Origin of the sequence: Dactylosporangium sp. NPDC050588, from assembly GCF_040654975.1 — a bacterium.
Classification (GTDB): Bacteria; Actinomycetota; Actinomycetes; order Mycobacteriales; family Micromonosporaceae; genus Dactylosporangium; species Dactylosporangium maewongense.
Map to the genome: position 1 here is coordinate 1 of NZ_JBFAJA010000062.1, position 24,652 is coordinate 24,652.

General features: G+C 70.1%; 23 protein-coding genes and 3 pseudogenes. 19 read left to right on the forward strand and 7 right to left on the reverse strand.

Translation table 11 applies throughout. The annotated features are described in order from the left end of the window. Positions 1 to 168: 168 nt before the first annotated feature. Positions 169 to 1,299: a glycosyltransferase gene (locus AB0I21_RS36385; protein ID WP_360568080.1), complete on the reverse strand. Its 1,131-nt coding sequence runs from the start codon at positions 1,297 to 1,299 to the stop codon at positions 169 to 171. A 545-nt stretch (positions 1,300 to 1,844) separates the two neighbouring features. Here AB0I21_RS36385 and AB0I21_RS36390 point away from each other — a divergent pair. The 7 genes from AB0I21_RS36390 (at position 1,845) to AB0I21_RS36420 (ending at position 10,071) form a co-directional block, all read left to right on the forward strand. Next, complete coding sequence (locus tag AB0I21_RS36390) at positions 1,845 to 2,903, forward strand: glycosyltransferase (RefSeq protein ID WP_360568082.1); 1,059 nt, start codon at positions 1,845 to 1,847, stop codon at positions 2,901 to 2,903. A 388-nt stretch (positions 2,904 to 3,291) separates the two neighbouring features. After that, a complete protein-coding gene (locus tag AB0I21_RS36395) occupies positions 3,292 to 3,756 on the forward strand; it encodes a DUF5994 family protein (protein WP_360568084.1) in 465 nt (154 codons plus the stop codon). Positions 3,757 to 4,047: 291 nt separating this feature from the next. Next, a complete protein-coding gene (locus tag AB0I21_RS36400; protein WP_360568086.1) occupies positions 4,048 to 4,869 on the forward strand; it encodes a transglutaminase family protein in 822 nt (273 codons plus the stop codon). Between the two features lie 364 nt (positions 4,870 to 5,233). Beyond that, positions 5,234 to 5,947, forward strand: a complete 714-nt coding sequence (locus AB0I21_RS36405; protein WP_360568088.1) for an integrase catalytic region — start codon at positions 5,234 to 5,236, stop codon at positions 5,945 to 5,947. Then, complete coding sequence (locus tag AB0I21_RS36410; protein ID WP_360568090.1) at positions 5,908 to 6,270, forward strand: integrase core domain-containing protein; 363 nt, start codon at positions 5,908 to 5,910, stop codon at positions 6,268 to 6,270. Before AB0I21_RS36405 ends, AB0I21_RS36410 begins: the two co-directional genes overlap by 40 nt. A 1,035-nt stretch (positions 6,271 to 7,305) precedes the next feature. Continuing rightward, the gene (locus AB0I21_RS36415) at positions 7,306 to 7,503 is read left to right on the forward strand and encodes a hypothetical protein (RefSeq protein WP_360568092.1); all 198 of its coding nucleotides are present in this window, start codon (positions 7,306 to 7,308) and stop codon (positions 7,501 to 7,503) included. Between the two features lie 1,038 nt (positions 7,504 to 8,541). Continuing rightward, the gene (locus tag AB0I21_RS36420) at positions 8,542 to 10,071 is read left to right on the forward strand and encodes a transposase (RefSeq protein WP_360568093.1); all 1,530 of its coding nucleotides are present in this window, start codon (positions 8,542 to 8,544) and stop codon (positions 10,069 to 10,071) included. A gap of 4 nt (positions 10,072 to 10,075) precedes the next feature. On the opposite strand, the gene AB0I21_RS36425 is transcribed toward AB0I21_RS36420, so the two are convergent. Continuing rightward, the gene (locus AB0I21_RS36425) at positions 10,076 to 12,547 is read right to left on the reverse strand and encodes an FtsX-like permease family protein (protein ID WP_360568095.1); all 2,472 of its coding nucleotides are present in this window, start codon (positions 12,545 to 12,547) and stop codon (positions 10,076 to 10,078) included. A gap of 339 nt (positions 12,548 to 12,886) precedes the next feature. Between AB0I21_RS36425 and AB0I21_RS36430 the strand changes: the two are divergent. Continuing rightward, a pseudogene (locus AB0I21_RS36430) lies at positions 12,887 to 13,006 on the forward strand (IS5/IS1182 family transposase); the annotation flags it as partial. A 238-nt stretch (positions 13,007 to 13,244) separates the two neighbouring features. Next, positions 13,245 to 13,823: a transposase gene (locus AB0I21_RS36435; protein WP_360568097.1), complete on the forward strand. Its 579-nt coding sequence runs from the start codon at positions 13,245 to 13,247 to the stop codon at positions 13,821 to 13,823. Between the two features lie 460 nt (positions 13,824 to 14,283). Here the strand turns inward: AB0I21_RS36435 and AB0I21_RS36440 are convergent. After that, positions 14,284 to 15,033 (reverse strand): annotated as a pseudogene (locus tag AB0I21_RS36440) (ISL3 family transposase); the annotation flags it as partial. Between the two features lies 1 nt (position 15,034). Here AB0I21_RS36440 and AB0I21_RS36445 point away from each other — a divergent pair. Then, entirely contained in the window at positions 15,035 to 15,283 is a 249-nt protein-coding gene (locus AB0I21_RS36445) for a hypothetical protein (RefSeq protein WP_360568099.1), read from the forward strand. 547 nt (positions 15,284 to 15,830) lie between these two features. After that, positions 15,831 to 16,286 carry a response regulator gene (locus AB0I21_RS36450; protein ID WP_360568101.1) on the forward strand — a complete coding sequence of 152 codons (456 nt, stop codon included), beginning with the start codon at positions 15,831 to 15,833 and terminating at the stop codon, positions 16,284 to 16,286. Here the strand turns inward: AB0I21_RS36450 and AB0I21_RS36455 are convergent. Further along, positions 16,283 to 16,672, reverse strand: a complete 390-nt coding sequence (locus tag AB0I21_RS36455) for an STAS domain-containing protein (protein WP_360568102.1) — start codon at positions 16,670 to 16,672, stop codon at positions 16,283 to 16,285. The genes AB0I21_RS36450 and AB0I21_RS36455 overlap by 4 nt on opposite strands. A gap of 118 nt (positions 16,673 to 16,790) precedes the next feature. Here AB0I21_RS36455 and AB0I21_RS36460 point away from each other — a divergent pair, with 118 nt between their 5' ends. The 7 genes and pseudogenes from AB0I21_RS36460 to AB0I21_RS36490 all read left to right on the forward strand — a co-directional run bounded on the left by AB0I21_RS36460 (position 16,791) and on the right by AB0I21_RS36490 (position 21,709). Beyond that, entirely contained in the window at positions 16,791 to 16,922 is a 132-nt protein-coding gene (locus AB0I21_RS36460; protein ID WP_360568103.1) for a hypothetical protein, read from the forward strand. A gap of 331 nt (positions 16,923 to 17,253) precedes the next feature. After that, positions 17,254 to 17,412: a hypothetical protein gene (locus AB0I21_RS36465; RefSeq protein ID WP_360568105.1), complete on the forward strand. Its 159-nt coding sequence runs from the start codon at positions 17,254 to 17,256 to the stop codon at positions 17,410 to 17,412. Positions 17,413 to 17,434: 22 nt separating this feature from the next. Then, positions 17,435 to 18,157, forward strand: a complete 723-nt coding sequence (locus AB0I21_RS36470) for a GntR family transcriptional regulator (protein WP_360568107.1) — start codon at positions 17,435 to 17,437, stop codon at positions 18,155 to 18,157. A gap of 226 nt (positions 18,158 to 18,383) precedes the next feature. Beyond that, positions 18,384 to 19,469, forward strand: a complete 1,086-nt coding sequence (locus AB0I21_RS36475) for an adenosine deaminase (protein WP_360568109.1) — start codon at positions 18,384 to 18,386, stop codon at positions 19,467 to 19,469. A gap of 186 nt (positions 19,470 to 19,655) precedes the next feature. Then, a pseudogene (locus tag AB0I21_RS36480) lies at positions 19,656 to 20,373 on the forward strand (IS3 family transposase); the annotation flags it as partial. Positions 20,374 to 20,415: 42 nt separating this feature from the next. Continuing rightward, the gene (locus AB0I21_RS36485) at positions 20,416 to 20,868 is read left to right on the forward strand and encodes a hypothetical protein (protein ID WP_360568111.1); all 453 of its coding nucleotides are present in this window, start codon (positions 20,416 to 20,418) and stop codon (positions 20,866 to 20,868) included. A 37-nt stretch (positions 20,869 to 20,905) separates the two neighbouring features. After that, entirely contained in the window at positions 20,906 to 21,709 is an 804-nt protein-coding gene (locus AB0I21_RS36490) for a hypothetical protein (protein WP_360568112.1), read from the forward strand. Between the two features lie 600 nt (positions 21,710 to 22,309). Here AB0I21_RS36490 and AB0I21_RS36495 read toward each other — a convergent pair. The 3 genes from AB0I21_RS36495 to AB0I21_RS36505 form a co-directional block, all read right to left on the reverse strand. Then, positions 22,310 to 22,606 (reverse strand): tyrosine-type recombinase/integrase, encoded by a 297-nt coding sequence (locus tag AB0I21_RS36495; RefSeq protein ID WP_360568113.1) that lies wholly within the window; start codon positions 22,604 to 22,606, stop codon positions 22,310 to 22,312. A 92-nt stretch (positions 22,607 to 22,698) separates the two neighbouring features. Continuing rightward, positions 22,699 to 23,280, reverse strand: a complete 582-nt coding sequence (locus AB0I21_RS36500; protein ID WP_360568115.1) for a ferritin-like domain-containing protein — start codon at positions 23,278 to 23,280, stop codon at positions 22,699 to 22,701. Further along, positions 23,277 to 23,870 (reverse strand): ferritin-like domain-containing protein, encoded by a 594-nt coding sequence (locus tag AB0I21_RS36505; RefSeq protein WP_360568117.1) that lies wholly within the window; start codon positions 23,868 to 23,870, stop codon positions 23,277 to 23,279. Before AB0I21_RS36505 ends, AB0I21_RS36500 begins: the two co-directional genes overlap by 4 nt. Positions 23,871 to 23,921: 51 nt before the next feature. Between AB0I21_RS36505 and AB0I21_RS36510 the strand changes: the two genes are divergently transcribed. Next, positions 23,922 to 24,458: an SMI1/KNR4 family protein gene (locus tag AB0I21_RS36510; protein ID WP_360568119.1), complete on the forward strand. Its 537-nt coding sequence runs from the start codon at positions 23,922 to 23,924 to the stop codon at positions 24,456 to 24,458. Positions 24,459 to 24,652 lie beyond the last annotated feature (194 nt).

Here is a 24,652-nt window from a genome sequence, read left to right on the forward strand (position 1 = left end):
AACCTCCTGGCCGAGGGCATCATCGACCCGGCCAAGGTCACCCGCTCCGCCCTGCAGAACGCCGCCTCGATCGCGGCGCTCTTCCTCACCACCGAAGTGCTCGTCGCCGACAAGCTCTGACGCCTCACTGGTCCCCGCGGGGACCGACCGCCGGTGCCCGTGACGCGGTCACAGGGGCACCGGCATCCGGCTCAGCAGCATCGCCGCCAGGCCGCGGTAGCGCTGCGCGACGACGGGCCAGCCGCTGTGCTGGGCGATGCGCTTGGCCTCCGCGTGCATGCCGGCGGCGAGGCCGGGCTCGGTGAGCACCCGCTTGAGGGCCGCGCCGATGGCCGGGCCGTCCCGGTGCGGCACGAGCACGCCGGCGCCGCTGCTGAGCGTCTCCACGGCGTGCGGAAAGGTGGTGGCTATGACGGGCTTGTATGCCGCCAACGCCTCGACGAGCACTCCTGAGGTGGCCTGGTCGGGTGAGTCGTAGGGCAGCAGCACGACGTCCGCGCGTTCGATGAGCCGGTCGAGCCGGTCCTGTTCGAGGTAGGCGCGCTCGAACGTGACCAGACCCGCGAGACCGAGCGCGCGGACCCTCGCGTACAGCTTCAGGCGGTATGCCTCGCCCTGCTCGGTGAGCACCTTGGGATGCGTCCGGCCGGCGATCACGTACTGCGGCCGCGGCACCAGGTGGCGGACCGCCCGCATCCCGGAGATCGCCCACTCGATGCCCTTGCCGGGGCCGAGCAGGCCCCAGGTCAGGATCACGGGCCGGTCGGACGGTTCGAGCCGCCGCGGCGGCCGGCCCTCCGGCGTACCGTGCGGGATGACGGTGATCTTGTCCGGGGCCACGTCGTACTCCGCGAGCAGCAGCGTCCGGGCCGCCTCGGTCATCACGACCGCGGCGCCGGCCAGCGCGACCACCTGTTCGAGCACCAGCTTCTGGTGCGTGCTGGGCCGGCCCAGCACGGTGTGCAGTACCACGATCACGGGGCTCCGCAGCCGGCGCAGCAAGGGCAACAGGTCCACGCCGTCGGCTCCGCCGTAGATCCCGTACTCGTGCTGGACGATCACGACGTCGTGCCGGTCGAGCACGGCGGCGGCCGGCTCCTCGCTTGCCGGGGAGTGCAGCGCCAGCTGCGCGATCACCTCGGGACGGTCCAGGTAGGTGGGCGAGTCCACCACTCGCACGACGCCCGCGCGGTCCCCCGGCGCGGATGTGGTGAGTGCGCGTAGCAGGGAGGCTGTGAAGGTCGCCAGACCGCACTGGGTCGGCGGGTACGTGCTCAGGAACCCGTAGGAGATCGTCATTGCCGACGACCTGCCGACCAGGGACTGCTGCAGCGGCGGTTGCGGTGCATCGTGTGCATGTGAGGCCCACCCTTCGTGGCGGGTGCGGCGCCGACCGGCGAGCGCAGAAGGCTGAGCCGGCGCTGGTCATTCGGTGCGTGCACCATGATGGCGACAGATCCGTCGCCGTTGACCTGGAGCATTTGTCGAGGCAGGTCAACGGGCCCACCGTAGCACGCCCGCCCGTCCGACCGTCCACAATGGACGTGCGCGCCGGATCGACGAGCGCCGGTGAAGTGCTCCGCCGGCGCTGGGTGGCGCTTGCCGGGCATGCGTGTACGGTGGGGTCAGTTGATGTGTCATCGATCGACGCCCGAGCGGCGACAGCAAGGTTGCCGTCTCATGGTGCCCAGCACCGAATGACCAGCGCCGTGTTCGCTTCTGCGCTCGCCGGCCGGCGCCGCACCCGCCATTGGAAGGTGGGTCATGTCCGATTCCGTCCCTGGGTTCCGGCCGTCCGCGGTGACCGTCCCGGAGGGGTGTCCATGCACCGCACCGGTGCTGGCGTGAGCATCCGCCGACATCCAAGGCCGTCGTTCGCACACCTGCGCCGGCTCAGTGACGACGTGGGCCTGTTCGAACATGCCGAGCACAGCACGCCGAGGACATCGCACGGGTACTGCGTCGATGACGTCGCCCGCGGCCTGCTGGTCATCTGCCGCGAGCCGACCGCACCGGCGGACCTGCTCCACCTCGCCGGGCGGTACCTGGCGTTCGTCGTCGAGGCGCAGGCGCCCGACGGCGCGTTCCGCAACCGGCGACGGGCGGACGGGCGATGGCAGGACGAGCCGTCGGACGGCGACTGGTGGGGCCGGGCGCTGTGGGGCCTCGGCACGGCGGCCGCCCGCAGCCCGCTGCCGTCGATGCGCGAGACGGCGCTGGTGTGCTTCGAGAACGGCGCGCACCGGCGTACCCGCTGGCCGCGGGCGATGGCGTTCGCGGCGCTCGGCGCCGCCGAAGTCCTCCATGTCCGGCCGGATCACTCCGCCGCCCGCTGGCTGCTGCACGATGCGGTGGTCACGATCGGTGCCGTGCCGACGGATCCGGACTGGCCGTGGCCGGAGCCCCGCCTCACCTACGCCAATGCGGCCCTGGCGGAGACCCTGATCGCGGCCGGTGGTGACGCGTCGGCCGACGGCCTGCGCATGCTCGCCTGGCTGCTGGATCGGGAGACCCGCGACGGCCACCTGTCCTGCACACCGGTCGGCGGTGCCAGCCCGCACGACAGGGCCCCGGCCTTCGACCAGCAGCCGATCGAGGCCGCCGCGATGGCCGACGCGTGCGCCCGCGCGATGACCGTCAGCGCCGACCCTCGCTGGGAGCGGGGCCTGGCGTCGGCGGTCGACTGGTTCCTCGGCGCCAACGACAACGGCCTGCCGCTGCACGACCCCTTGACCGGCGGCGGCCGCGACGGGCTGACCGCCTCCGGCCGCAACGAGAACCAGGGCGCCGAGTCGACGCTTGCGCTGCTGTCCGCGTTGCAGCACGGGCAGCGGCTGGACGCCGCCAGCGGTCCCGTGCTCGCCGGCCGCCAGCCGGGCTCGTTTCCCACCTTCGACGAATGAGAGAAGGTCATCATGACGAGCAGATCCGCACACAAGGAAGACCGCAAGAAGGAAAGCAGGACGCTGAAGGAGAAGCGGGCCGACAAGAAGGCTAAGCGGGCGTCCGACACTGAGCTTGATCGCTGACCTTGGGCGTCTGCTGTCGGCCCTTGCTGGTCTTGTCGCGTTTGTGGTCCACCGACGTCGTCGGTTTCGGTGCTCTGGCGGGGCGGTGGGTCTTCGGTCGGATGTTCCGGGACCTTCGGCGGACGCGGGCCAGGGTGCACCGGCCTCACCAACCCGGACGCCGAGCGTGCCGCGCCACCTCGACAGCGTCCGAAACGCACCCTGTATCGCCCGAACGTCGGCGCCGAGACGTCACCTCCATGCACGTTGAAAGAGGTACAGCATGTCCTCGCCGTTCCCCGCATCGCAGCCGTCCGCCGGTCCGAGGCTCTCACTCTCCGCGGTGCGCGCCACCCGGGCCATCCTGGACGGAGGCTGGTGGCCCCGCTCGCTCGACGCCGCGGCCGAGCTTCCGGAACTCGTGGTGGCGTTGCAGGAGCGCTACGGCCGCATCCGCCGGCTGATGTTGTCCAGTGCCGCCTGGGACCGCCGGTTTCCCCGGCTCGGGGTGGACGGGCACGAGATCCGCATCGGATGGTTCAGCGCGGTCGATCCCGAAGTGCTCATCGCCACCACCGACCGCGGCGACCAGATCGACCTGCTCGTGGTGCCGCCGGACGCGCCTGAGGCTGTCGCGCACGGCGCGATGGTGGCCGCCGCGGACCCGGCCAACCGGCTGCGCGCCCCGGCGGTGCTCGCGGCGGCCGCCGCTGCCGCGCACGAGCCGCTCGGCGGCGGTGCACGGTAGAGCCGCCAGTCAGCCGACGCCCATGCCCCGGGCATCGGGCCGGGATCGGTCGTGAGGATGCGGTGTGGCGGTGTTCATGGCAGATCGGCGCCTCCGACGACGCCGCCCTGGTCGAAGCATTTCAGGTCGACCTTCGGGGCCATTGGATTGTCGGTCGACGACGCACTCCCGCTTCCTGCCGCCCACGCCCGCCACACGCACCAGCGCCGCAGCGAAGTCCGTCACGGACGTGCGCACCACTGCACGAGCTGAACGGCGCCGTTGCGACCAGCCACGACCAGAAAGAGGACCATGAGCTCAAGTTCAGCGGCGGACCAGGTCGGATGCTCGCTCGTCCTGGAGGTGGCCACACCGGCCACTGTCGTCCTCCAGACGGCGCCGGCCCGCCGGCCCGGTACCGTGGTCAGCGAGCGTCTCGAAGCGGTCAGCAACAGCGTTCCCATGCCGACGCAGGAACTTGCCGGCCCGGTCGGCGGTCGCCAGTATCTGGTCCACCTCGAGCCCGGGACCGGGACTGTCAGCTACGAGGCGACGGTGACCACCGGCGCTGTGACCCCGGACGCGGTGACGGCCGAGGCCCGGGTGGAGGCGCTGCGCCCCAGCCGCTACTGCCCGTCCGACCGCCTTGCCGGCTTCACCCGGGCCACCTTCGGCGACATTCCCGCCGCCCGGCCGCGTGTCGAGGCGATCTGCGACCACGTCTGGCGACGGATCACCTACGCCGCCGGGACCAGCGGGCCCGGCACGGACGCGGTGGACACGCTGCTGGACGCGCGCGGTGTGTGCCGCGACTTCGCCCATCTCGTGGCCGCGTTGTGCCGGGCCGCCGGCGTGCCGGCGCGGATCGCCTCTGTGTACGCCCCGGGCCTGTCGCCGATGGACTTCCATGCCGTGGTCGAGACCGAGATCGACGGCTGTTGGCAGGTGTGGGACGCCACCCGGTTGGCCCCCCGCCAATCCCTCGTCCGCATCGCCACCGGCCGCGACGCCGCCGACACCGCGTTCATGACCGTCGTTTCAGGCCGTGTCGACCTGCAGCACCTGGAGGTCGTCGCGGTCGCCGGCGCCGACCTGCCGGCCGACGATCACGGCGGCCTCGTCGCGCTTCGCTGAATGTGGCGGACGAGCGCCCGGTAGCGGCGTCTCGCTGCGAAGCAGTGATCGCAGGCCCGTCACCAGTTTGTGGCGGTCAATCGCTGAATGCTGCCGGGCTGTCCGAAGCTCGCCTGTCGTCCTGGACGGCGCGGCGGCCTGCTGGGTCGCAGGCGCGTCGAGACGGACCGACCGGTGCCAGTTGGTGAGGCCCTTCCTGCGCCACTTCGCATCCGATGCCCCTGTCGGAGGGCGGCCGTTGAGAAGACATGCCGCAGATGCGGTGGGACTCGAGTCACGACTCGCGGGTCGACCTGTACCGTGCCAATACTCGTCGCACATGGCGTGAGCTGCTGTTCCGTGATGCTGATGGAGGATGGCGGGCGTGTTGGTGCGGGTGCTGCACCTGAGCGTTGTGCGGGTGTTCGGCTGGCTGCCGCAGCCCGTGCGGAGCGAGTCCGCGATGGCCGCGGAGCTGATGGTATTGCGCCATGAGGTGGCGGTGCTGCGCCGCCAGGTCGGTCGGCCGCGCCTGTCGTGGCCGGAACGTGCGGTGTTGTCCCCGCTGGTCCGGACGCTGCCACGGGAGCTATGGAAGCATCGGATCGTCACCCCGGCCACGCTGCTGGCCTGGCACCGCCGGCTGGTCCGCCGGCACTGGACCTACCCGAACCAGCCGGGACGACCACGGATCAGCGACGACGTCCGTGCCCTGGTCCTGCGGCTGGCCAGGGAGAACCCGGGATGGGGGCATCGACGGATCCAGGGTGAGCTCGTCGGGCTCGGTCACCGGGTCGGCGCCGGCACCATCCGCCGCATCCTCGCCGGTTCCCCGGTCGGGCCTGCCCCGCGTGAAATCGACACCAGTTGGCGGACGTTCCTGCAGGCTCAGGCGTCCGGGCTGCTGGCGACCGACTTCTTCCACATCGACACCATCACATTGCGGCGGTTGTACGTGCTGCTTTTGTCATGGAGATCAGCACGCGGCGGGTGCACATCCTCGGCGTCACCGCGCACCCGACCGCCGCATGGACCACCCAGCAGGCCCGCAATCTGGTCATGGACCTCGGCGATCGGATCACCGCGTTTCGGTTCCTGATCCGTGACCGCGACGCCAAGTTCGCAGGAACCTTCGACGCGGTGTTCACCGCCGACGGGGTCGAAGTGGTCAGAACTCCGCCGAGGACTCCTCGGGCGAACTACTACGCGGAACGGTTCGTCCGCAGCGTGCGGGCCGAATGTACCGACCGGGTGCTGGTATACGACGAGCGGCACGCCCGTGCCGTGGTCGGCGGTACGAGCGCCACTTCAACGACCACCGTCCACACCAGAGCCTCGACCAGCATCCACCCAACCACAACCCAGACGCACTCGTCGCCATCGATGCATCTGTTCGACGACGACAACTCCTCGGCGGCGTGATCAACTAATACCCACGAGCAGCCTGACCAGACCAGATCGGCGAACACCCAGGTCACAGACCACGCGACAAATATTGGCCCGATACAGGCCTGCGCGCCGAAGTGGAACTGCCGCGCAGCGAGCTGACCGCCAACAGCGCCCGCAGCGCCATAAAACCACTTCCGGCAATGTCAAGGAGTTCAAGAGCTGCGCACCGATCCACGCACAAGACCGAGTCACACCGATGCGCGTCTCGCGAGCTCCTGAACTGCTGAAACCGTTGCGTCGCCCTGACGGAATCTGACTTGCGAGCGAACCGTTGACACGCAATCGAGGGCGGTGCGCGCCCGCAATGGACCACCCAATGCCAGTTAGGCAGCCATCAGCCAAAAGCCATCACCCGAAGGGGCGAGACACCTTGACTCGTTCAGGCGCAATGTCAAGGTTGCTGATCGCCGGCCCGCGCGAAACAGACACGGGAGCACAAGCCCGAGACCAGCAAGAACACGCCTGGATTCCAGATCGTTTGGAACCGAACAAGCCGCGTCAAGGGGTCCAACAGCGACATGCTTGACCTGACATTCAAACCAGGGAATGAAATGAGGGCCTCCGCAGGTAGTGTGACCTGCGGAAACCCTCAGATTGTCGGGACGGCGGGATTCGAACCCACGACCCCTTGACCCCCAGTCGTCGGAGGCCCCAGCGACGTGCTCAAGCACGTTCTCCCAGGTCACCGAAAGCATAAACCGGCCGAGTAAAGGGGTCCATGTCAGCGAGCCCTGCGGCTACGCCACCTCGGCCTGGTTGCCGAATCGACCGGCAACGACCTTCCGCAGCACATCGAGCGCCTGCTGCGCGTCGTCAGGACCAACCGGCGCTGCCCCTCCCTGACGTAGGCCACAAGTGCCTCCCGGATGACATCAGAGCGCCGCGCCTGCTGCGTCCGCGAGACCGTCCAGCTCCTCAACCATCGCAACCGGCAGCCCGGCGGAGCATGCAGCGCCTGATCGACCTCCTCCAGGGCAACCTTGCGACGACGAGCACGAGCCCACCGACGTGCCACGGCTGTCGGCGGCCCCGGCGGCGTTCGCCGTCGGGGCCGGCAAGAGCCGGACGGCGACGGTCACGCTGACCGCTTCCGCCGCCGGCAAGCCGGGCGTGCACTACGCCCGGCTGGCCGTGCGGACCAGCACCCCCTACCCGGCAGAACCCGTCACCGTGACGCTGACCGTCCTTCCGCCCGCCTCACCCTGACGGCGTCGGGACAGGAGGATCGGTGTCGTACGCCTCCAGCTCCCAGGAGGTGATGGTGCCCGGTCCGTCGAGGTCCGCCGGATTGGGTCCGGGCTCGGGCTGGCTCCCCCCGGGGGGAACAGAAGCGCAGCCAACCGCCATCGTCCGTTGCAGGTGGCCCCGTTGACGACCTCGAAGGTTGCCGTGTGCACGCGCACCGTCAGCTCGCCGGAGCCTGAGCAGCGAGCCCGCAGGCCGATCAACCGCCCGCCCAGGATGGAAACCCGGGCGGGCGGGAGGCCGGCGGTGGCTGAGTCCCAGGTGCCGATCCGCTGCCAGTCGCCGGGAGGGCTCACCTCTGGCCGCCGGCTGGGCGATCCTGCCGGTCCGCTGCAGGCGACCTTCCCGGCGACGGCCACCAGAGCGACCATCGCCATCGACACGAGGGACTTCGTCATGGCGTCGGTTTGTCAAGATGCTTGTTCAATGCGTTCTGCAGCGCAGCCGCGGCCGCTTTCGGATCGCTGTTGACATGCGGGGACGTGTTGATCGGTGCCTTCGAAAATGCGCGCCCGTAACTGTCACCTTCATCTCCACGCTCGAACCGACGAGGACACGTTTTGGCACGGTACAGGTGTCACCGGCCGCCAGGGTTGCGGTGTAGTCCGTGATGGTGCGCATACCAGCTGCGTGAGCTCGACGGCACCACGGCCAGCGAGCGGCAAGCGATATCTTGACCGCACCTCTCCTGTGACGGCAACGGTCCACACAACACCATCGGCACACGCGGGCGGTCCGCTGTCGAGTTGATCGGGTCGGGTCATGTAAGGAGCTCCGGTACTTGATCGGTCCGGGGTTCCAGGGTTGCATGAGCATCCCGGTTGGTCCGGTGGGTGGCGTTGAGAGTGGGTCTGAGGGTGAGCCTCGTGCCTCTGATTGCCATCGCTGGCCTGGCCACGGATGCCCCGGATGAGGGAAGTGGACCGGCCCGTGGAGGTCGGGTCCGTTTGCAGCACATGAGTGGGAGCCGTCGTCAGGACGCTCTGCCTCCTTGGGACCGTGGCCGTGAAGGTGTGCCGTTGGTTGGTGGGCCGCCGGAGTTCGTTGCGGCTGACGAAGGGTGGAGATGTGGTGGTGCAGCGACGGCTGGTCGGTATCGATTTGGGGATCGCGTCGGCGCATACCGTGCGGGTTCTGGACGAGGGTGGGCGGGAGGTGGGTCGGCGGCGGTGCGAACCGACGGTGGAGAGCCTGACCGCGATCGAGTCTGCAGCCCTGGCTGGTGCGGTGGCTGGGACCCGGTTGGAGGTGGTGTTCGAGCCGACCGGTCCGGCGTGGTTGCCGGTCGCGGTGTTCTTCACCGGTCGCGGGCATGCGGTGTTCCGGGTGTCGTCGGCGAAGGCGGCGGACCTGCGCAGGTTCCTGTCGCGGCATGCGAAGTCCAACGGTATCGACGCGGACACCCTTGCCCGGTTGCCGTTGATCGATCCCGGCGGGTTGCGGGAGTTGGAACTGCCCGGTGCCGAGGCGGCGGCGTTGGACCGGCGGGTGCGGGCATGTGACCGGTTGACGATGGCTGCTGCGGAGCACAAGGTGCGGATCAAGGATCTGGTCCGGCAGGTGACGCCGTGCACACCGCTGACCGGTGACCTGGGCCAGGCCGACCTTGCTGTGCTGGAACGCTATGCCGATCCGCGGGTGCTGCTCAAGGCGGGCCGGGCCCGGGTGACCGCGGTGATCGTGAAGGCGTCCAACAACCATCAGGGCACGGCCCGGGCCGAGCAGTGGATCGCCGCGGCGCAGGCTGCGGTCGACCTCTACGGCACGCATCCGGCGGCGGCGTTCACCGACCTTGCTGCCGAGATCGCTACCGAGGTCAGGTTGCTGCGCGCGGTCGGTGTCGAGCTCGCCGCGCACGCCGCGGAACGGGAGACGTGTTACCGGTGGGTCGATCCTGCGCAGCTGGCCCGGACCCTTCCCGGGCTGGCCCTGGTCGGCGGGCCCGCGGTGACCGCGGTCATCGGCCGCCCCGACCGGTTCCCGACCGCCGCGCACTTCAAGTCCTACCTCGGCCTGACTCCCCGCGCGTCGGAGACCGGCAACACCGACCGCAAAGGCCAACCCATGTCCAAAGCCGGGTCAAGGCTGGCCCGCTCCACCTTGATCCGCGCCGCGGACTGGGCCCGTAAACAGGACCCGCAACTGGCCAGGGTTTACCACCAGCAGATGGTCGAACGCGGCGCCGAACACCTCAAAGCCCTCTGCGTCGTCGCCGGCCGGCTCGCCGAACGACTCTGGACCGTCATGCACCGCGGCATGCCCTACGTCATCTGCGACACCGACGGCCGACCAGTCACTCCCGACCATGCGAAGACCATCATCGCGGAGCAGTGGACCGTGACCGAGGACGTCCGTCGTCGGCGCCGCAGCAGCAAGACAAGGGCGGGGAAGGCCCCTCAGCAAACCCACACAGGGCATGACAGGTCACGCGCGCAAGGCGCGGACAAACGAGGCAACCTTCCCCACCAACGATCCTCCGACCAGAAACCAGCCCGGTCAAGCCGGGCCTTGACACCCGATCCCCGATAGGGAATCAGGGGTTGGCGATGGCGGTCAGGATGTTCAGGCGGGCGGCGCGGGCCGCCGGCGGGATGGCGGCCAGGGTGCCGGCGAGGGCGGCCAGCGCCAGGTAGGCGAAAAGCCGCTCGAACGGCACCGACAGCTCGGTCACGCCCTGACTCTGCAGGGCGCGGACGATGGCCGCGCCCAGGCTGACGCCGACCGCGACGCCCAGCAGTGCGCCGAAGACGGATATCACCGTGGCCTCGGCGGCGGTCATCAGCAGGGTCTGGAGCCTGCGGAGGCCCACGGCGCGCAGCAGGCCCAGCTCGCGGGTCCGTTCGAGCACGGACAGGGCCACGGTGTTGGCGATGCCCAGCACGGCGATGACCACTGCCAGCGACAGCAGCGCCTGCACGATGCCCAGCAGGCGGTCGGCCTTGGCATTCTCCTGGGCGGTGTACTGCCCGCGATCGCTCACGCCGACCTCGGGGCTGTCGGCCAGCAGCGCGGTCAACTGCCCGCGGGCCGCGCCGGTGTCGGTGCCGGGGTGCAGCCGGATGAACGCGCGGCTCGGCAGCGGCTGCTTGAAGCCACTCGCCGCCGAGGCCGGCAGCAGCCAGCCGGTCAGCAGGTCGGTGTCGGTGTAGATGCCGGCGAGGGTGAACTGCCGTGGCTCGCCGCGGGGCAGGCGAACCGTCACGCGGTCGCCGACGTGTGGGCCGGCCGCGGTGACGGCGCGCTGGTCGACCAGGATCTGGTCGTCGCCGAGTGCGCCGATCGTGCCCTCGGCGGCGGTGAGGCTCAGCATGTCGCGCAGGGCGGGCACGTCGGTGACGGTCTCCACGTAGGCCGGCTGCCCGTCGATGACGGCGCCGCCCTCGCCCAGCCCGGCGACGGCGGCCACGCCCGGCAGCGCCGCGGCGCGGGTCAGCACGGCCGGGTCGAAACCGGTGCGGGTCACGCCGTTGGCGTCGCCGCTGAGCACGAAGTCGGCCTTGACCTGGTCAGCGACGAGCCGACGCACACTGCCCGTCGCGGAGTCGAACACGGTGGAGATGCCGGCCAGCAGCGCCACGCCGACCATGAGCGCGGCCGCGGTCGCCGCGGTGCGTCGGGGATTGCGGCCGGCGTTGAGCCGGGCCAGGCGACCCGGCACCGACCGCACGAACACCCGCCCGAGCAGCCCGGCGGCGGGCCGGGCCAGCGCCGGCGTCAGCATCGTAATCCCGGCGAACGCGACCAGTGCACCGCCGAGGATCAGCGGGGCACCGCTCTGGGCCGCAGAGGCGAAGCCGAACCCGAGCAGGCCGGCGCCGGCGGCGAGGACGATCGCCCCGGCCACCGTGAGCCGGGTCGAGGGCCGCTCGGGCGCAGCGGTCTCGCGCAGCGCCGCCACCGGAGGCACGTGCGCGGCCCGCACCGCCGGCAGCAGCGCAGCCACCATGGTGACCAGCAGCCCCACCCCGAACGCGGCGAGCACCGCGCTCGCCGGCACGACCACGGGCGCTCGTGTGACCAGCGCGCCCACGCCGATCCCGCCGGCCAGCCCGATGACCGAGCCGCCGAGCCCGACCACGGCCGCCTCGGCCAGGACCGACACGATGATCTGCCGGCGCCCGGCGCCTATGGCCCGCAGGAACGCCAGCTCCCGGGTCCGTTGGGCGACCAGCATCGAGAACGTGTTGAGGATCAGGAACGCCCCCACGAACAGTGCCACCCCGGCGAACCCGAGCAGCAAATTGTTGGTCAGGTCCAGGGACCGTCCGCGCGCGGCCCCCTCGGCCAGGCTGACCTGCTCACCGGTGCGGACCCGATAGTCCGCGCCGAGCGCGGCGGCGATCCGATCGCGCAGCTGCCGGGCATCGACCCCGACCCGGGCGGTGACCGAGATCGAGGAGAACGCGCCGGGAGCACCGAGCATCAGCACCTGCGCGACGGGCTCGGTAAAGGCCACGACCTGCTGGCTGGTATCGGCGTAGGCGAACGTCCCGACGACGGTGAACGTCCGCTTGGGCTGCAGGGTGAGGACCGCGACCCGATCCCCGACCCGCACGCCCGCAGCTGCGGCAAGGGCCGTGCTGACCGCGATCTCGTCGTCGCGCTGCGGGCCGTGCCCGGCGCGCAGCTGCACGGATCGGGCTTGGCCGGGCCAGCTGACGCCGAGCCGCGGCCGATCCGGCGAGGGCACCACCTTGCCGTCGGCGCCGATGAGCCGCGCCCCGTCGGCCGACACGATCCCGGTCGCCGCGGCCACCCCGGGCACATCGGCCAGCCGGACGGCGAGGGCCGCCGGCACCCCGGCGGCGGAGATCGTGTCGCCGGGGCCGACCGACACGTCGGTGCCGGCGTTGGCCCTGCGCGCGGTCTCGGTGTATGAGCCGCCGAGGGTCGCGGTGAGCACCAGCGCACCGGAGACGAACACGACGCCGAGGACGACCGCCAGCCCGGAGAGGGCCAGTCGCCGCCAACGGGAAAGCGCACCCTTGAGAGCAAGCCGCAGCACCCCCTCATCCTCGCCCCGCCGGGCGGCCCGCAGCAGGGGGAAATTCCCGGAGAAGGCCTCAGGGTATCCATTGCAACGGTGTCGAGCTTCCGCTGCCCCACGTGGGTGTTCTGCGGAGCCGGCGGGCCTGCGACCGGCTTCGAACGCCCCGAGCGGGCGACTGGCCCAGGTTCGTGGAGCTCTGATGCTACTGCGTCAGATCGAGCCCTCACCCCCAAATATCTGGTGCGGCTGTTCACGACGACCGCCGGCCTGCCGCCGATGGCCTACCTCGGGCGGCTGCGTGTCGAACTGACAGCATCGAAGCTGCTGCACACCGACGACGCGATCAGCCGGATCGGCGAATCCGTCGGGCCGAGCCCGGTCGACCGCGCCCGTCCGGGCTCCAAGCACCACGTCCTGACCGAGGGCGCCAACATCCCTCTCGCCGTGTCACTGACCGGCGGCAACCGCAATGACTGTGAGGATAACTTCTGGCTGTCCCAGGTCGGGTGCCTGACCCGCGCAACGACCGACTCTGGTGTCTGGGTGACGATCTGTCGGCACCAGGCCTGGGGCGGTGCGTGCTGCCGCCAGACCGGGAAGGCGTGTCCCGATAGGGGCCTTGCTGCGAACAAGGCACCATCACAGTCCTGACCGCCCTCCCGGCCCGGCGACGGCCATCCGCCCTCGAAGCCGTCAAGGAGCCGAACGACCAATGCTCAGCATCCCCCAGCCGCCGCCTGCCGGCCAGGCCGACACCCACCCTGTCGAACTCGAGATCACGCTTGGAGTTGACACGCACAAGGACACCCACGTCGCCGCGGCGCTCACGAGTCTGGGCGTCCTGTTGGGTACCGCAGCGTTCCCCACCACCGCAGCCGGATACGAGCAACTCCTAGCCTGGGCCAGTTCCTTCGGCACCGTACGGCAGGCCGGTGTTGAAGGCACCGGCTCCTGCGGCGCAGCGCTCACCCGCTACCTGCATACCAAGAACGTTCACGTCATCGACGTCAACAGCCCCGACCGAGCCACCCGACGGCGGCGTGGCAAGACCGACACGATCGACGCCGAAGCCGCAGCACGGGCGGTCCTCAGCGGCCGCGCCACCACGCAAGCGAAGACCGGCAACGGACACGTCGAAGCGCTCCGGCTGTTCAAACTCGCCAAAGACTTCGCCACGAAGGCCCGCACCCAGGCCGGGTCAGCCTGGCGGGCTGTGGTCGCACGGGCTTGGTGGGCGCGGCGGTGCGCATCGGGTGTAGCCAGCGGCGGACGGTCTGGACGCTTCCGGTGAACCCGAGCGTGGTCAGTTCGGCGTGCAGGGTGTTGGCGTTGGTGACACCCTCGGTGAATCTGGCGGTCAGGTGTTCGGCGTAGCCGTCGAGCATGCTGGCGCGGTTGACGGCTTTGACGAGGAGTTCGTCGGCGCTGGACGCTCTGGCGAAGCGGCGCACGGTGGTGCGGTCCAGTTCGAGCTGCCGGCCGATCTCGGACAGTGAGGCGTTCTCGGCCAGCAGTTGCTGGACGGCCGCGTAGCGGTCACGGGTCCGTCCGACCAGCGACCGTTCCCGGCCGCACACGTCGAGCGTCCCGTCCGGCACGGCAGGGGCGACTACTCTCGGCGGGGCCTGCGGTTGTCCAGGGTCGGCTGTTCGTTGCGAGTCTCCGGCCGGTTCGGTGTCGTGGGCGGGCTGTGGCTCACTCTCGGGAGCTGGGCCGGTTCCCGGTTTGGCGGTCAACGCGGCACGCACGCAGGCGTGATGCAGGGTGACGATCTTGTCGACGGCTTCGCCCACGTTGTGCCAGACATGCCACCTGTCTGCAACCTGGACTGCGTCCGGGGCGCCGCTGCGGGCGCCGTCGGAGTAGGCGCCGGCCCGGTCCCGGCAGATGATCTCGGCCCCGGGGTGCTCCCGCAGCCAGACGGCGAGCGGCTCGGCGTCACGGCCTGGTAGGACGTCGACCGGCCGGTGGGTGTCCATGTCGAGCAGTACGGCGCCATAGACATGGCCGCGGCGTAGGGCGAAGTCGTCGACGCCGAGCACAGTGACCACGGTCGGTTGCGGCAGCGGCGCCGCGCGGAGCAGCCCCAGCAGCGTGTCCCGGCCCGCGGGCATACCCAGCTTCCGGGCCAGCCGGGCACCGGGCCGACCGGCCAGGGCGACGGCGACCGCGGTCAACGCCGCGCGCAACGGCGGGCTGTACCGGGAATGCGCGCTCGTCAGGCCCGGGATCTGCTCGACGAACGTGACCCGGGCGCACTCGCTCGTCCGGCAGGTTAGCCGCCGTACCAGCAGCCGGATCACGACCGGGCGCCCCACGAGGGCTGTGTCCGCCAGCCGCCGACGGTACCGGACGTGCACCCGCGCCGACTCGATACCACAGCCCGGACAGGCGACCCGTACAGCACGGGACCGGGCATCGACCACGATCCAACCGCCGGCCTGATGAACCCCGTCGATCGTGACCTCCGCCAGGTGCGGCAGCAGCCGCTCAAGATCCACCGTGATCTACTACCACGGTCAACAGTGGACACCCGCAACAGGCCAACGATCACCACAAGATCATCGCCAGATCCCCAAATCCCCCGGCGCCTGCCAGCTCTACCAACACCGCCGCGCCGCCGGCGACACCTACGCCGGCGCGCTGCGCCGCGTCGCCCGACGGCTGCTGTCCGGACTGCACCACTGCCTCGCCCGCGGCGAACTCTACGACGAAACCCTCGCCTTCCCACCACGCGACCCGGACCGGTGAGGCGGACAGGAGGCAGCCGGGACACCTCTGAGTCATCCCCGACGCCCGCGACGCGGAGCCCTGACGCGGGAACGAGCCCCGGCCGCCCCCTGACCGCCCCAACCACCCGCAGCACCGCCCCACGCGTTCGAGCATCACGCCGAGCAGCGCGACCCGAACACCCGCCCGGGTCCCGGACACTCCGACATGGGCGGCCGTCCGGCGTCCTCTTGCCGGGCAAGGCCAGGACGATACAAGCAGCAGGGCTGCCGAGCCCGGACGGATCACCACGCACCGACCGCCACTCGCCATGAGCGCGTCCGCGACGCTGGCCGTCAGCCGGACTGCCGCTGCCGATGCGGTGGTGGCAGCCGCGGAGGTGACCGGGCCGGGGACCACACAGGCGGCGCCGACCGGCCCTGGAGCGGCCGACGGTTCCAATGCTGCGTCGGCCGCGGTGGCGGCCCAAGGGCGGTGGGCGCCGTCGGGCCGTACAGTTACCGGCAATCGATCCCGGCCGGGTGTCGGCCGCCCAGAGCGGCATGTTCGGCGGAAGGGACACTCTGCCATGGCGTTGACCGGCCGTGCGCTGACCGCGACCATCCTGCTCGTCGAGGATGACGCCGGTGATGAGTTGATGGCGCGGGAGGCGTTCGCCGACGACGCGCCCGACAGCCATCTGCACGTCGCCCGCGACGGCGAGCAGGCCCTGGACTTCCTGTATCGGCGGGGCGAGCACGTCGACGCGCCGCGGCCGGACTTCATCGTGCTCGACCTGAACCTGCCCTGCGTCGACGACCGTGAGGTGCTGCGGCAGATCAAGAGCGACGCCGCGGTGGCGAGCATCCCGGTGGTGGTGCTGACGACCTCCGGCGCTCTCGAGGATCTGATCGCCTGCTACGACAGCCACAGCAACGCCTACATCACCAAGCCGGCCGGGTATGAGGAGTTCGTCGGCGTGGTCCGGCAGATCAACCAGTTCTGGCTGGACACCGTCCCGCTGCCCAGCGGCGCCGCCAGCTAGCCGTCCGCCGCCCCGGCGCGGCCGGTGGGCGGGGTCCTGATGATGTGCAGGACCTGGTCCAGGGCGGTCATCGCGAAGATCCGGGTCAGCCGGTCGCCCGGGTCGGCGATGCCGAACCGGCGTCCGAGCCGGGCAGCGGTCTTGTGCGCGCGGATGAGGGCGGCCAGCCCGGACGAGTCGCTGAACGCGATCCCCGCCACGTCGGCGGTGACCGCCCGGGCCCCGGCGTCGAACGCCTGCAGCACAGCGGCGTGGAAGGCTTCGGCGGAGGCGAAGTCGAGGTACCCGACCGCGACCAGCCGCGTCTCGCCGCTGCCGGTCGTGGTGGTGATGGTGAGTTCGGACTGGATCGCCGGTTGGGGGTCGGCGTGCCGGTCGTCGTTCATGGACGTGTCCCCGTGCTCGGTGCTGGGGCGCCAGCCTAACGCCGCTGCGAACACGCCGCACGGCGACGCGACGAGCGGGCGGGTTTCGGCGTGATGTTCCCGTCGGGTTCGAGCCGCGGTGGACCTGGTTTGGGGCCGCGCCGGCCCGGACCAGCTGGGTCGTGCAGTGGTTCCAGGACAGCTGATCGGCGTCGGCGTACGGATCGACTGGTCGCGGGCGATCGTCGACTCGATCAGCGTCCGGGCCTGAGCGCCACGCAAGGCAGCTTGTCTGACAAGTGTTGACAGTCCTCAGCTAAGTTGCTCAGACTGTGATGCAGGCACCGGTGAATCAAGAACGCCGTCCGGTCTGCGAAATCGGAGGAAGCCGTGAGAGGTTTGTCGCGTCCGGCCCGGGTTCCACTGTGCGGCATCGTGTTGCTGTCATCGACCGCCGCCTGCGGAGCCGACGACAAGGGGAGCCGGCGGCGGTCGATGCCGGATCGAGCGTCGAGGTCGGCGTGCGAACGGCATGGGCGGGCGCGGCGGCAAGTCGTTCAACGACTCGGTGGCGGCCCTCGCCGCCCGGCCAGCGGGTTACCGTGCTGCTCAACCCAATCCCGACCGACGGGTTCACCGGTCGCGCGGCGGCCGCCTCCGTCACCCACCGGTTCTGCGCGCCGAGCTACCCCACCGCCGCCGACCTCGCCACGGCGCCGCTGCGCCCGGGACGCCCGGTAGCCGGGTATGGGCGCCGCTGAACCGGTGCGCGATCCTTCTCGCGTGACCACTCCACGACGGACCCTCGCCGTCCAACTACGGGACCAGATCCGCGACCTCGTCGTGGCGGAAAGGCTCAATCCCGGAGACAAACTGCCGTCGGAGAACGACCTCATCGCCCGCTTCGGCGTCGGCCGGACAACTGTCCGCGAAGCGTTGAAGCTGCTGGAGCAGGACGGTGTCGTGCAGACAAGGCAGGGCGACGGCCGGTACCTGACCGCCCAACCCGAGCTCGACCGGCCGCTGACCCGGCTTGAGGGCGTCACTGAAATGCTCGCCAGCCGTGACCTGGCCGTCCACAACACCGTTCTGGACATCGCGCTCATCGAACCCGACGAGGAGCAGCGACGTCAGCTCCGCCTCGCCGCGGGCGAGGCACTGGTACGACTCGAACGACGACGCCAGCACCGCGACGACATCCTTCTCTACTCCATCGACCTGTTCCCCCGCTCGCTCGTACCGCAACCACTGTCCGAAGTGGACTGGACCGGCTCACTCTTCGCCCTGCTGAGCGAACACGGGCACCCAGTCGCCTACGCGTTGACCCAGGTACGCGCCGTGACCCTGGACCGCGCGCTGGCCCGGCGCCTCGGCCAACCCGCCACCGTCGCGTGGCTCCTGCTCGCACAGACCCACCATGACCACGCCGGCCGTCCACTGCTCTACTCCGAGGACTACCACCGTGGCACCGACTTCTCCTTCCACCTCGTCCGCCGACGCCACTGACATACCGGCCCGCTGACCAACCCGGCTTGATGTGACCAACCACGTGCCGGTGACCGATGCCCTTCTCGTTCGACGAAGTGCGGTGCGACATCGTGACCACCGGTCCGAGCCAAGGACGGACGGTGGCGCACACCTCCGGCAGGCCGGTCAGACGGGCGGTCTCGGTCGACCCTGCCGGCTTCTACCAGCACTGCGGCCGGACCCTTACCTGAATTTGGAGCCATCGATGTCCAACCCGCACTCCACACCTACCCTCGACCAGCTCCGCAGCGCACCGAAGGTGCTGCTCCACGACCACCTCGACGGCGGCATGCGCCCGGACACGATCGTCGACCTGGCCGCCGGGTCCGGGTATCGCGACCTCCCGGCCGACGATCCCGACAGCCTGCGCGACTGGTTCGCCGCGGCGAGCACCAGCGGGTCACTTCCGGTCTACCTCGCCACCTTCGAGCACACGTTCGGTGTCCTTCAGAGCACCGAGGCGATCGCAAGGGCGGCGCGGGAGAACGTCGAAGACCTCGCCGCAGACGGCGTCGTCTACGCCGAGAGCCGATTCGCGCCCGAACTGCACCTGCGGCACGGGCTCACAGCGGGCCAGGCACTCGACGCCGTGCTCGCCGGCACCCGGGAAGGCGTCCAAACGGTCAAAGCCACCGGTCGCGACATCGACGTGCGCATCATCGTCTGCGCCATGCGCGACCGCGGCGCGTTCCACGACATGGCCACCCTGATGCTCCGACGGCGTGATGCCGGCCTGGCGGGCTTCGACCTCGGCGGGCCCGAAGCCGGAAACCCCGCAGCGCAGTTCCGCGACCGGTTCCACGAACTCCGCGACGCCGGTGTCCGCCTGACCATCCACGCCGGCGAGGGCGACGGTGTCGAGTCCGTCCGGCAGGCCGCCGTCGAATGCCGCGCGGAACGGCTCGGCCACGGCGTACGCGTCATCGACGACATCGATGGCGACACACTCGGCCCGGTCGCCCGCTTCGTCCACGACCGCCAGATCGTCCTGGAAACCTCGCCATCATCCAACGTCCACACCGGGGCGGCCCCCTCCATGGCCGACCACCCGGCACCGCGACTGCACCGGCTCGGCTTCGCCGTCACCGTCAACACCGACAACCGACTCATGAGCCAGACCACCCTCAGCCAGGAATTCGACCACCTGGTCCGGCTGCACCGGCTCACCTGGCCGGAGATCGCACAGATGACCGCGGCCGCGGCCGCAGCCGCATTCCTGCCCCCCGACGAACGCGACGACCTCCACAGCCGACTGCTCGCATGGCACCGCCAGCTCCCAAGTACGGCCTGACGAGCAGTTCCACCAGGGAACAGCTCGTCACACCACCACCAGAACCCGCGCACCGCGGCGAGCTGCCGACTTGTTCCACGTTGCCTTCCAGATCGCCCGGATCGACGGCGTTATCCGCGAGCCTTCCATGGCGAGGTGGCGGTCAGGCGCATCGTCGGCAGTTCGCGGTTCGTCCAGGCCCGAAGGAGCCACGGCGTCCCCCGGATCACCGACGAACTTCGCGACGCCGGGGAACGCATCAACCACAAGCGCGTGGCCCGGGTGATGCGGGCCATCGGCCTGCAGGGCCTGCGGCTGCGCCGGCGGCACCGCACCACCGTCCCGGACCCGGCTGCAGCGAAGGCGCCGGATCTGATCGGCCGGGACTTCACCGCCGACGCGGTCAACCAGCGGTACGTCGGTGACATCACCTACCTGCCACACGGCGACCGCGGGTTCCTCTACCTCGCCACCGTCATCGACCTGCACTCCCGCCGCCTGGTCGGGTGGGCGAGCCGATCACATGCGCACCGACCTCGTCCTAGACGCCCTGCACGCCGCCCAGCGCACCCGCAGCAGTCTCGGCGGCCTGCACGGCGCGGTGCTACACACCGATCACGGAGCTCAGTACACGTCGAAGGCGTTCGCCGCCGCCTGCACCGCCGCCGGAGTCCGGCAGTCCATGAGCGCCGTCGGCAGCTCCGCCGACAACGCCGCCGCCGAATCGTTCAACGCCTCACTGAAACGCGAAACCCTGCAAGGCCGCCGCACCTTCACCGACGAACACGACGCCCGACTCACCACCTTCCGATGGCTGCACCGCTACAACACCATCCGCCGCCACTCACGCCTCGGACACCGATCACCGATCGCCTACGAGACCGCCACCACACCAACGCCGGCTACGCTGCCCCAAGCTGCATAACCGCGTGTCCAAGATCAGGGGCGAAGGCCCGGGTACGACGATGTGACGCAGCATGGGGATGAACCCTCGGGCGACAACGACGCGTGGATCTTGTTCGGCCGGTACCCGCGGATCACGTGGCGGCAGGACGCGGTGTGGCGCAGGCAGGCTTCCCGCGCATTCGACGACCTCACGGAGGACCTCGCGGCAGGCCGTTGGCCGCGCCCGCGGTGTCCCGGTGAAGAACTGGCGCTGCACTTGGTCTTGCTGGATGCGCCGGCTGCAGTCGAGGACGGCTGGGCCGGGCTGGACGAGACGGGTACTCGGCTGCTGGAGCATCCCGACGACTACGACTGGGATGCGGCGAGCGAGGTGCTCTTCCAGGACCACGACATCCTGGATCTGTTCCATGTCGAGATGTCGAGATGGACGGTATCGAAGATCCAGACAGTGATTACAACCGAACGACTGGGATGGGTGACTACCGCCCGCAAGCTTGGTTCCGCACCTTCCTGAACATGGATCCGCGCGATGGACGCAGAAAGTTCCGGCGTTGAACAACGACGCCCAGCAAGCCACCGGTTCGAAGGAGCCGTCCGGCAATCTCAGCACCGCGCGACAGCACGACCAGACGTCTGCGGCACGCGACGAGATCAGTCCGCAGCGGGAGAAAGCCTTACTGGACGCCATGCTCCGCTATCAGGTGGGAATCGACCCTGATCGTCTTGGCTCGGTACTCGACCTGGCCGCGATCGGGATCGTCAACAGCGGATGGCGTAACGGCCCGGTCGAGGACTGGCACGCGGGAGACGGGCCCCTCAGCGACGGCGACATGCTGCGCGTCAACGCGCACACCACATGGCGGATCCGCGAGATCGCGCGCCGGTGGCGTACCGATCTCAGCCTGACCGCCCAGTCGCCGATCGCAGCACTGGACGCGTTGGAAACGGACGACGTCAATTGGCTGGCAGCGCGGATCTTCCGATGGCTGATCAACCCCAGCCGGCGGCTACCGACCGCCGTCAAACTCGTCGACCTCGCAGGTGATGACCTGGGCGAGTTCACCGAACACGTGAACGGCACGCTGGGCAGCTTCGCCGCCACCGCCGAGCGGCGCGGCGCACGGTACGCCCTGTACCAGGCCGCAGCACACGGTGGATTGGCCTGCCCGCACTGGTGGGGCCACACCAACCTGGCCGGAACTCGTCCGCACCTTCGTTCACACCCTGGACGACTCCGACCATTCGCATTGGGGACCAGACGGATCCTGGAGGACCCGGCTTTCACCCGAACCAGCGCAGGTAGTGGACCGCAGCCGTCTCCAGCGAATCCTCCTCGACCGGCCCTGGGATCTTGAACCAGACGCCGCTCAGTGGATCGTCGGCGCAGGCATTGGGTACCTGCGAGCACGGTTGCCTGCACTCCCCAACGACCTTGTCCTTCCTCCGTAGCTCACCGCCGACCACACCACTGCGCGGCAACGCCGCGACCTGGAGCCATCGGTACACGCCGGCAGCATCGCCGACCTCCTGCCGATCTCCAGCCTCCGCACCGTCGACATCAGCGTGTGTTCAGTGGAGTACAGGCCGCTGCTCGTGTGCGATGCCGCTGCCCACCGCCGCATCCCCGCCAGCCGCCGCGTTGACCGAGGCCTCATTCGCCAGTCGGCGCTGCGGGCCGGATCGAGAATTTCCAGCTCGGAGAATTCCTGGCCTACGCGAGTCCGCGTAGGCGGGTGCTGCTGGACGGGGAGTTTCACCTGACCCCGGACCTGGCGTGAGGCCGACATCGGCGACGCGCAGCGATTCGCGACCAACCGGCGCTGGGTCCGGAGACACTTGCCCGCACGGTCGATGCCGAATTGCCGGCAAGGGGGTGACTGCAGACACGAACTTTCCGCCTTGATAGAGCCGTCTCGGATGTCAGGGCGCATCTGCCCAGGACCGCTCGGGTCCTGTCAGGACGCGATGAGTTCGGCCGGGTACTGGGTCGCTTCGCGGCGTCGGGTGGCGCTCACGCGCGTGTAGGAGCGCATCAACGTGCCCGCGTCATGACCGAGACGCTCCGCCACTTCATGGATGCCGTACCCGTCGTCGAGCAACGCCGAGGCGATCAGGAGTCGGACCTGATGCGGCCCGATCGGGCGTACACCCGCGCCGACCACGAGCTTGTTGAACCGATCCGTGACGTTGTCCGGCCGCAACGGCCGGCCGGGTACGAGCAGAGAACGATGAAGGCGGCAGCCGAACGTCAAGGTTGCGGGAGCCTGGTTTCCCGGCTGGTCCCGTCCGATGAGCGCGAAGCCGTCGACCGTGGTGACGGCCTTTCGTGCATCGTAGCCGCACGTCAGGAGCCGGGCGGCAGCGCCCGGGTGGTGCCGATCTGCTGTGCGGGCACCGGGTACTGGGCGGTGACAAAGCGGAGCACGGCCTGATGCCCCGCCTCGACGGGCAGGATGCGGGCGGCGGTGCCGGCGACCTTGCCGTCCTGGGTCTGGGCCACCGTGGCGGTGTACGTCTGCGCGGCGAGGTCTTCGAGCGGCTCCAGCACCTTCGCGAGCTCCGTGACGGATGACGTACGGCCGATGTCCCTCAGCGTCTGCCTGGCGATGCCCAGCTGCGTCGGCGCGGGCGTGGCGGACCAGGCGGCGCGGTGGTCGCGGTGGTGGTCGCGGCACGCCTCCAGGAGCGCGGTCACCGCGGGTGGCACCGCGCCGACCTCGCCGTCCTCGGCCCGTCGCAGCGCGGCGTCGTACGCGTCGACGAGTAGCCGTTCGAGGGCGGCGCCGTGGGCCGCAGCACGGGCCGGATCCGCGTACGGCGAGGTCATGAGGGCAGGCGTCCCGCCGTCGTCTCCCGCGCAGCCGGTCATCGCCGCCGCGCCGAGCCCCGCGACGCCGAGCAGGAGTACCCGGCGGGTGGCCGTCACACCGCCCCCTCGTCGGCGGGAGAGGCGCGGTCGACGGGGAACAGCGCGTGGGCGACACCCGCCGCGAGGGCCGCAGCCGGCAGCCTCGCGGGGTCGGGCGGGAACGGCTGGCCCGCGGTCAGCAGCGCCTGGACGACCAGCAGAGCCGCCAGCTGCTGGGCATCCGCGCCGGCTGTGCCCGCGAACAGTTCCCGCAGCTGCGGCGTGGGTACCGTGACGACGTTCCTGACGTACGTCTGCACGGTCACGTCCTCCACGGTCGCCGCCAGCTTCACCGCGTCCACGGCCGTCGCGAGCTTGCCCAGCGCGGCCTGGACGGCGCGGGCGTACTTCGGGTTGGGACCCTCCTGCGCCTTCCCACCCGCCCGCACGGCCGCCTCGTTGAACGCCCGGGCATGCTCGGTGTGCATGGCTGCGGCCCTGGTACAGAGGTCGAGGACGCCAGACTCCACGGACAGGTTCCGGGCGGCGTCGTACACCGCCGTCGCGAGGTTCTCCAGGGAGGCCGCCGTCTGCAGCAGCTTGACGACGTTGCCGCCGGCACCGGGCGACGGCGCCATCAGGAGGGCAGGCCCAAGACGAACCTTCACAATCCCTTCATACCGGACCGACCACCACCCCGGGGCATATCATCTGAAACCGTGACGGTTGCTGTGATCCTCGCCGACCTCGACCAGTGGCTCGCCGCGAACGCACCCCGGACACTGTCCCTGCTGCACCCCCCGGCGAGCCAGGAGCAGCTGCGGGAGCTGGAGTCGCGGCTCGGGTTCGCGCTTCTGCCCGAAGTCGCGAGCACCCTGCTCTGGCACAACGGGGCAACGGAGGAGATGGGCGGCTTCCAGCTGGCGCCGGCCTACTGGCTCACCAACGCGGCCGGTGTCGCTGGTGACGCCAGTCGCCTGAGGGCAACCGCTCGCGCATCCAACCCGGAGGCATGGGACGTGCACTGGGTGCCGCTCGCTGCCGACCGGTGCGGCGGCTACCTGGTCGTCGACCACACCCCAGACGTGGACACCGGCCGGGCCTTTCTCTGGGAACCCGAGAACGGCGAGGATGCGATGGGGTCATGGACGGGTCTTGAGGAGCTCTACAGCGAGCTCCGGTCCGCGCTGCTGGGTGGAGCACCGTGGCTGGACAACAGCTACCAGCTGGTCGACGGCGGGGTGGAGTGGGAGTGACGCTCGCGTCATCCGACTCGGCCGCGAACAGGACGGCTCGGCGGACGGCCGGATTGTCGGCCGTTCGGTTGATTCGGCGCGCTGCCGGCCCCGCAATTGCGGACAAACCTGCGATAAAGCTTGGAAAAACCTCCTAGAGTGATTTTTGCGCTCTTGCCCGAATACTCAGACCTGCCCCTATGCTGCACCGCTGC

Excerpts from the sequence above, each read along its gene's own strand:
- AB0I21_RS36385 (WP_360568080.1), bottom strand. The coding sequence starts at position 1,299 with ATGACGATCTCCTACGGGTTCCTGAGCACGTACCCGCCGACCCAGTGC.
- AB0I21_RS36395 (WP_360568084.1), top strand. The coding sequence starts at position 3,292 with ATGTCCTCGCCGTTCCCCGCATCGCAGCCGTCCGCCGGTCCGAGGCTC.
- AB0I21_RS36400 (WP_360568086.1), top strand. The coding sequence starts at position 4,048 with ATGAGCTCAAGTTCAGCGGCGGACCAGGTCGGATGCTCGCTCGTCCTG.
- AB0I21_RS36410 (WP_360568090.1), top strand. The coding sequence starts at position 5,908 with ATGGACCTCGGCGATCGGATCACCGCGTTTCGGTTCCTGATCCGTGAC.
- AB0I21_RS36435 (WP_360568097.1), top strand. The coding sequence starts at position 13,245 with ATGCTCAGCATCCCCCAGCCGCCGCCTGCCGGCCAGGCCGACACCCAC.
- AB0I21_RS36450 (WP_360568101.1), top strand. The coding sequence starts at position 15,831 with ATGGCGTTGACCGGCCGTGCGCTGACCGCGACCATCCTGCTCGTCGAG.
- AB0I21_RS36455 (WP_360568102.1), bottom strand. The coding sequence starts at position 16,672 with ATGAACGACGACCGGCACGCCGACCCCCAACCGGCGATCCAGTCCGAA.
- AB0I21_RS36475 (WP_360568109.1), top strand. The coding sequence starts at position 18,384 with ATGTCCAACCCGCACTCCACACCTACCCTCGACCAGCTCCGCAGCGCA.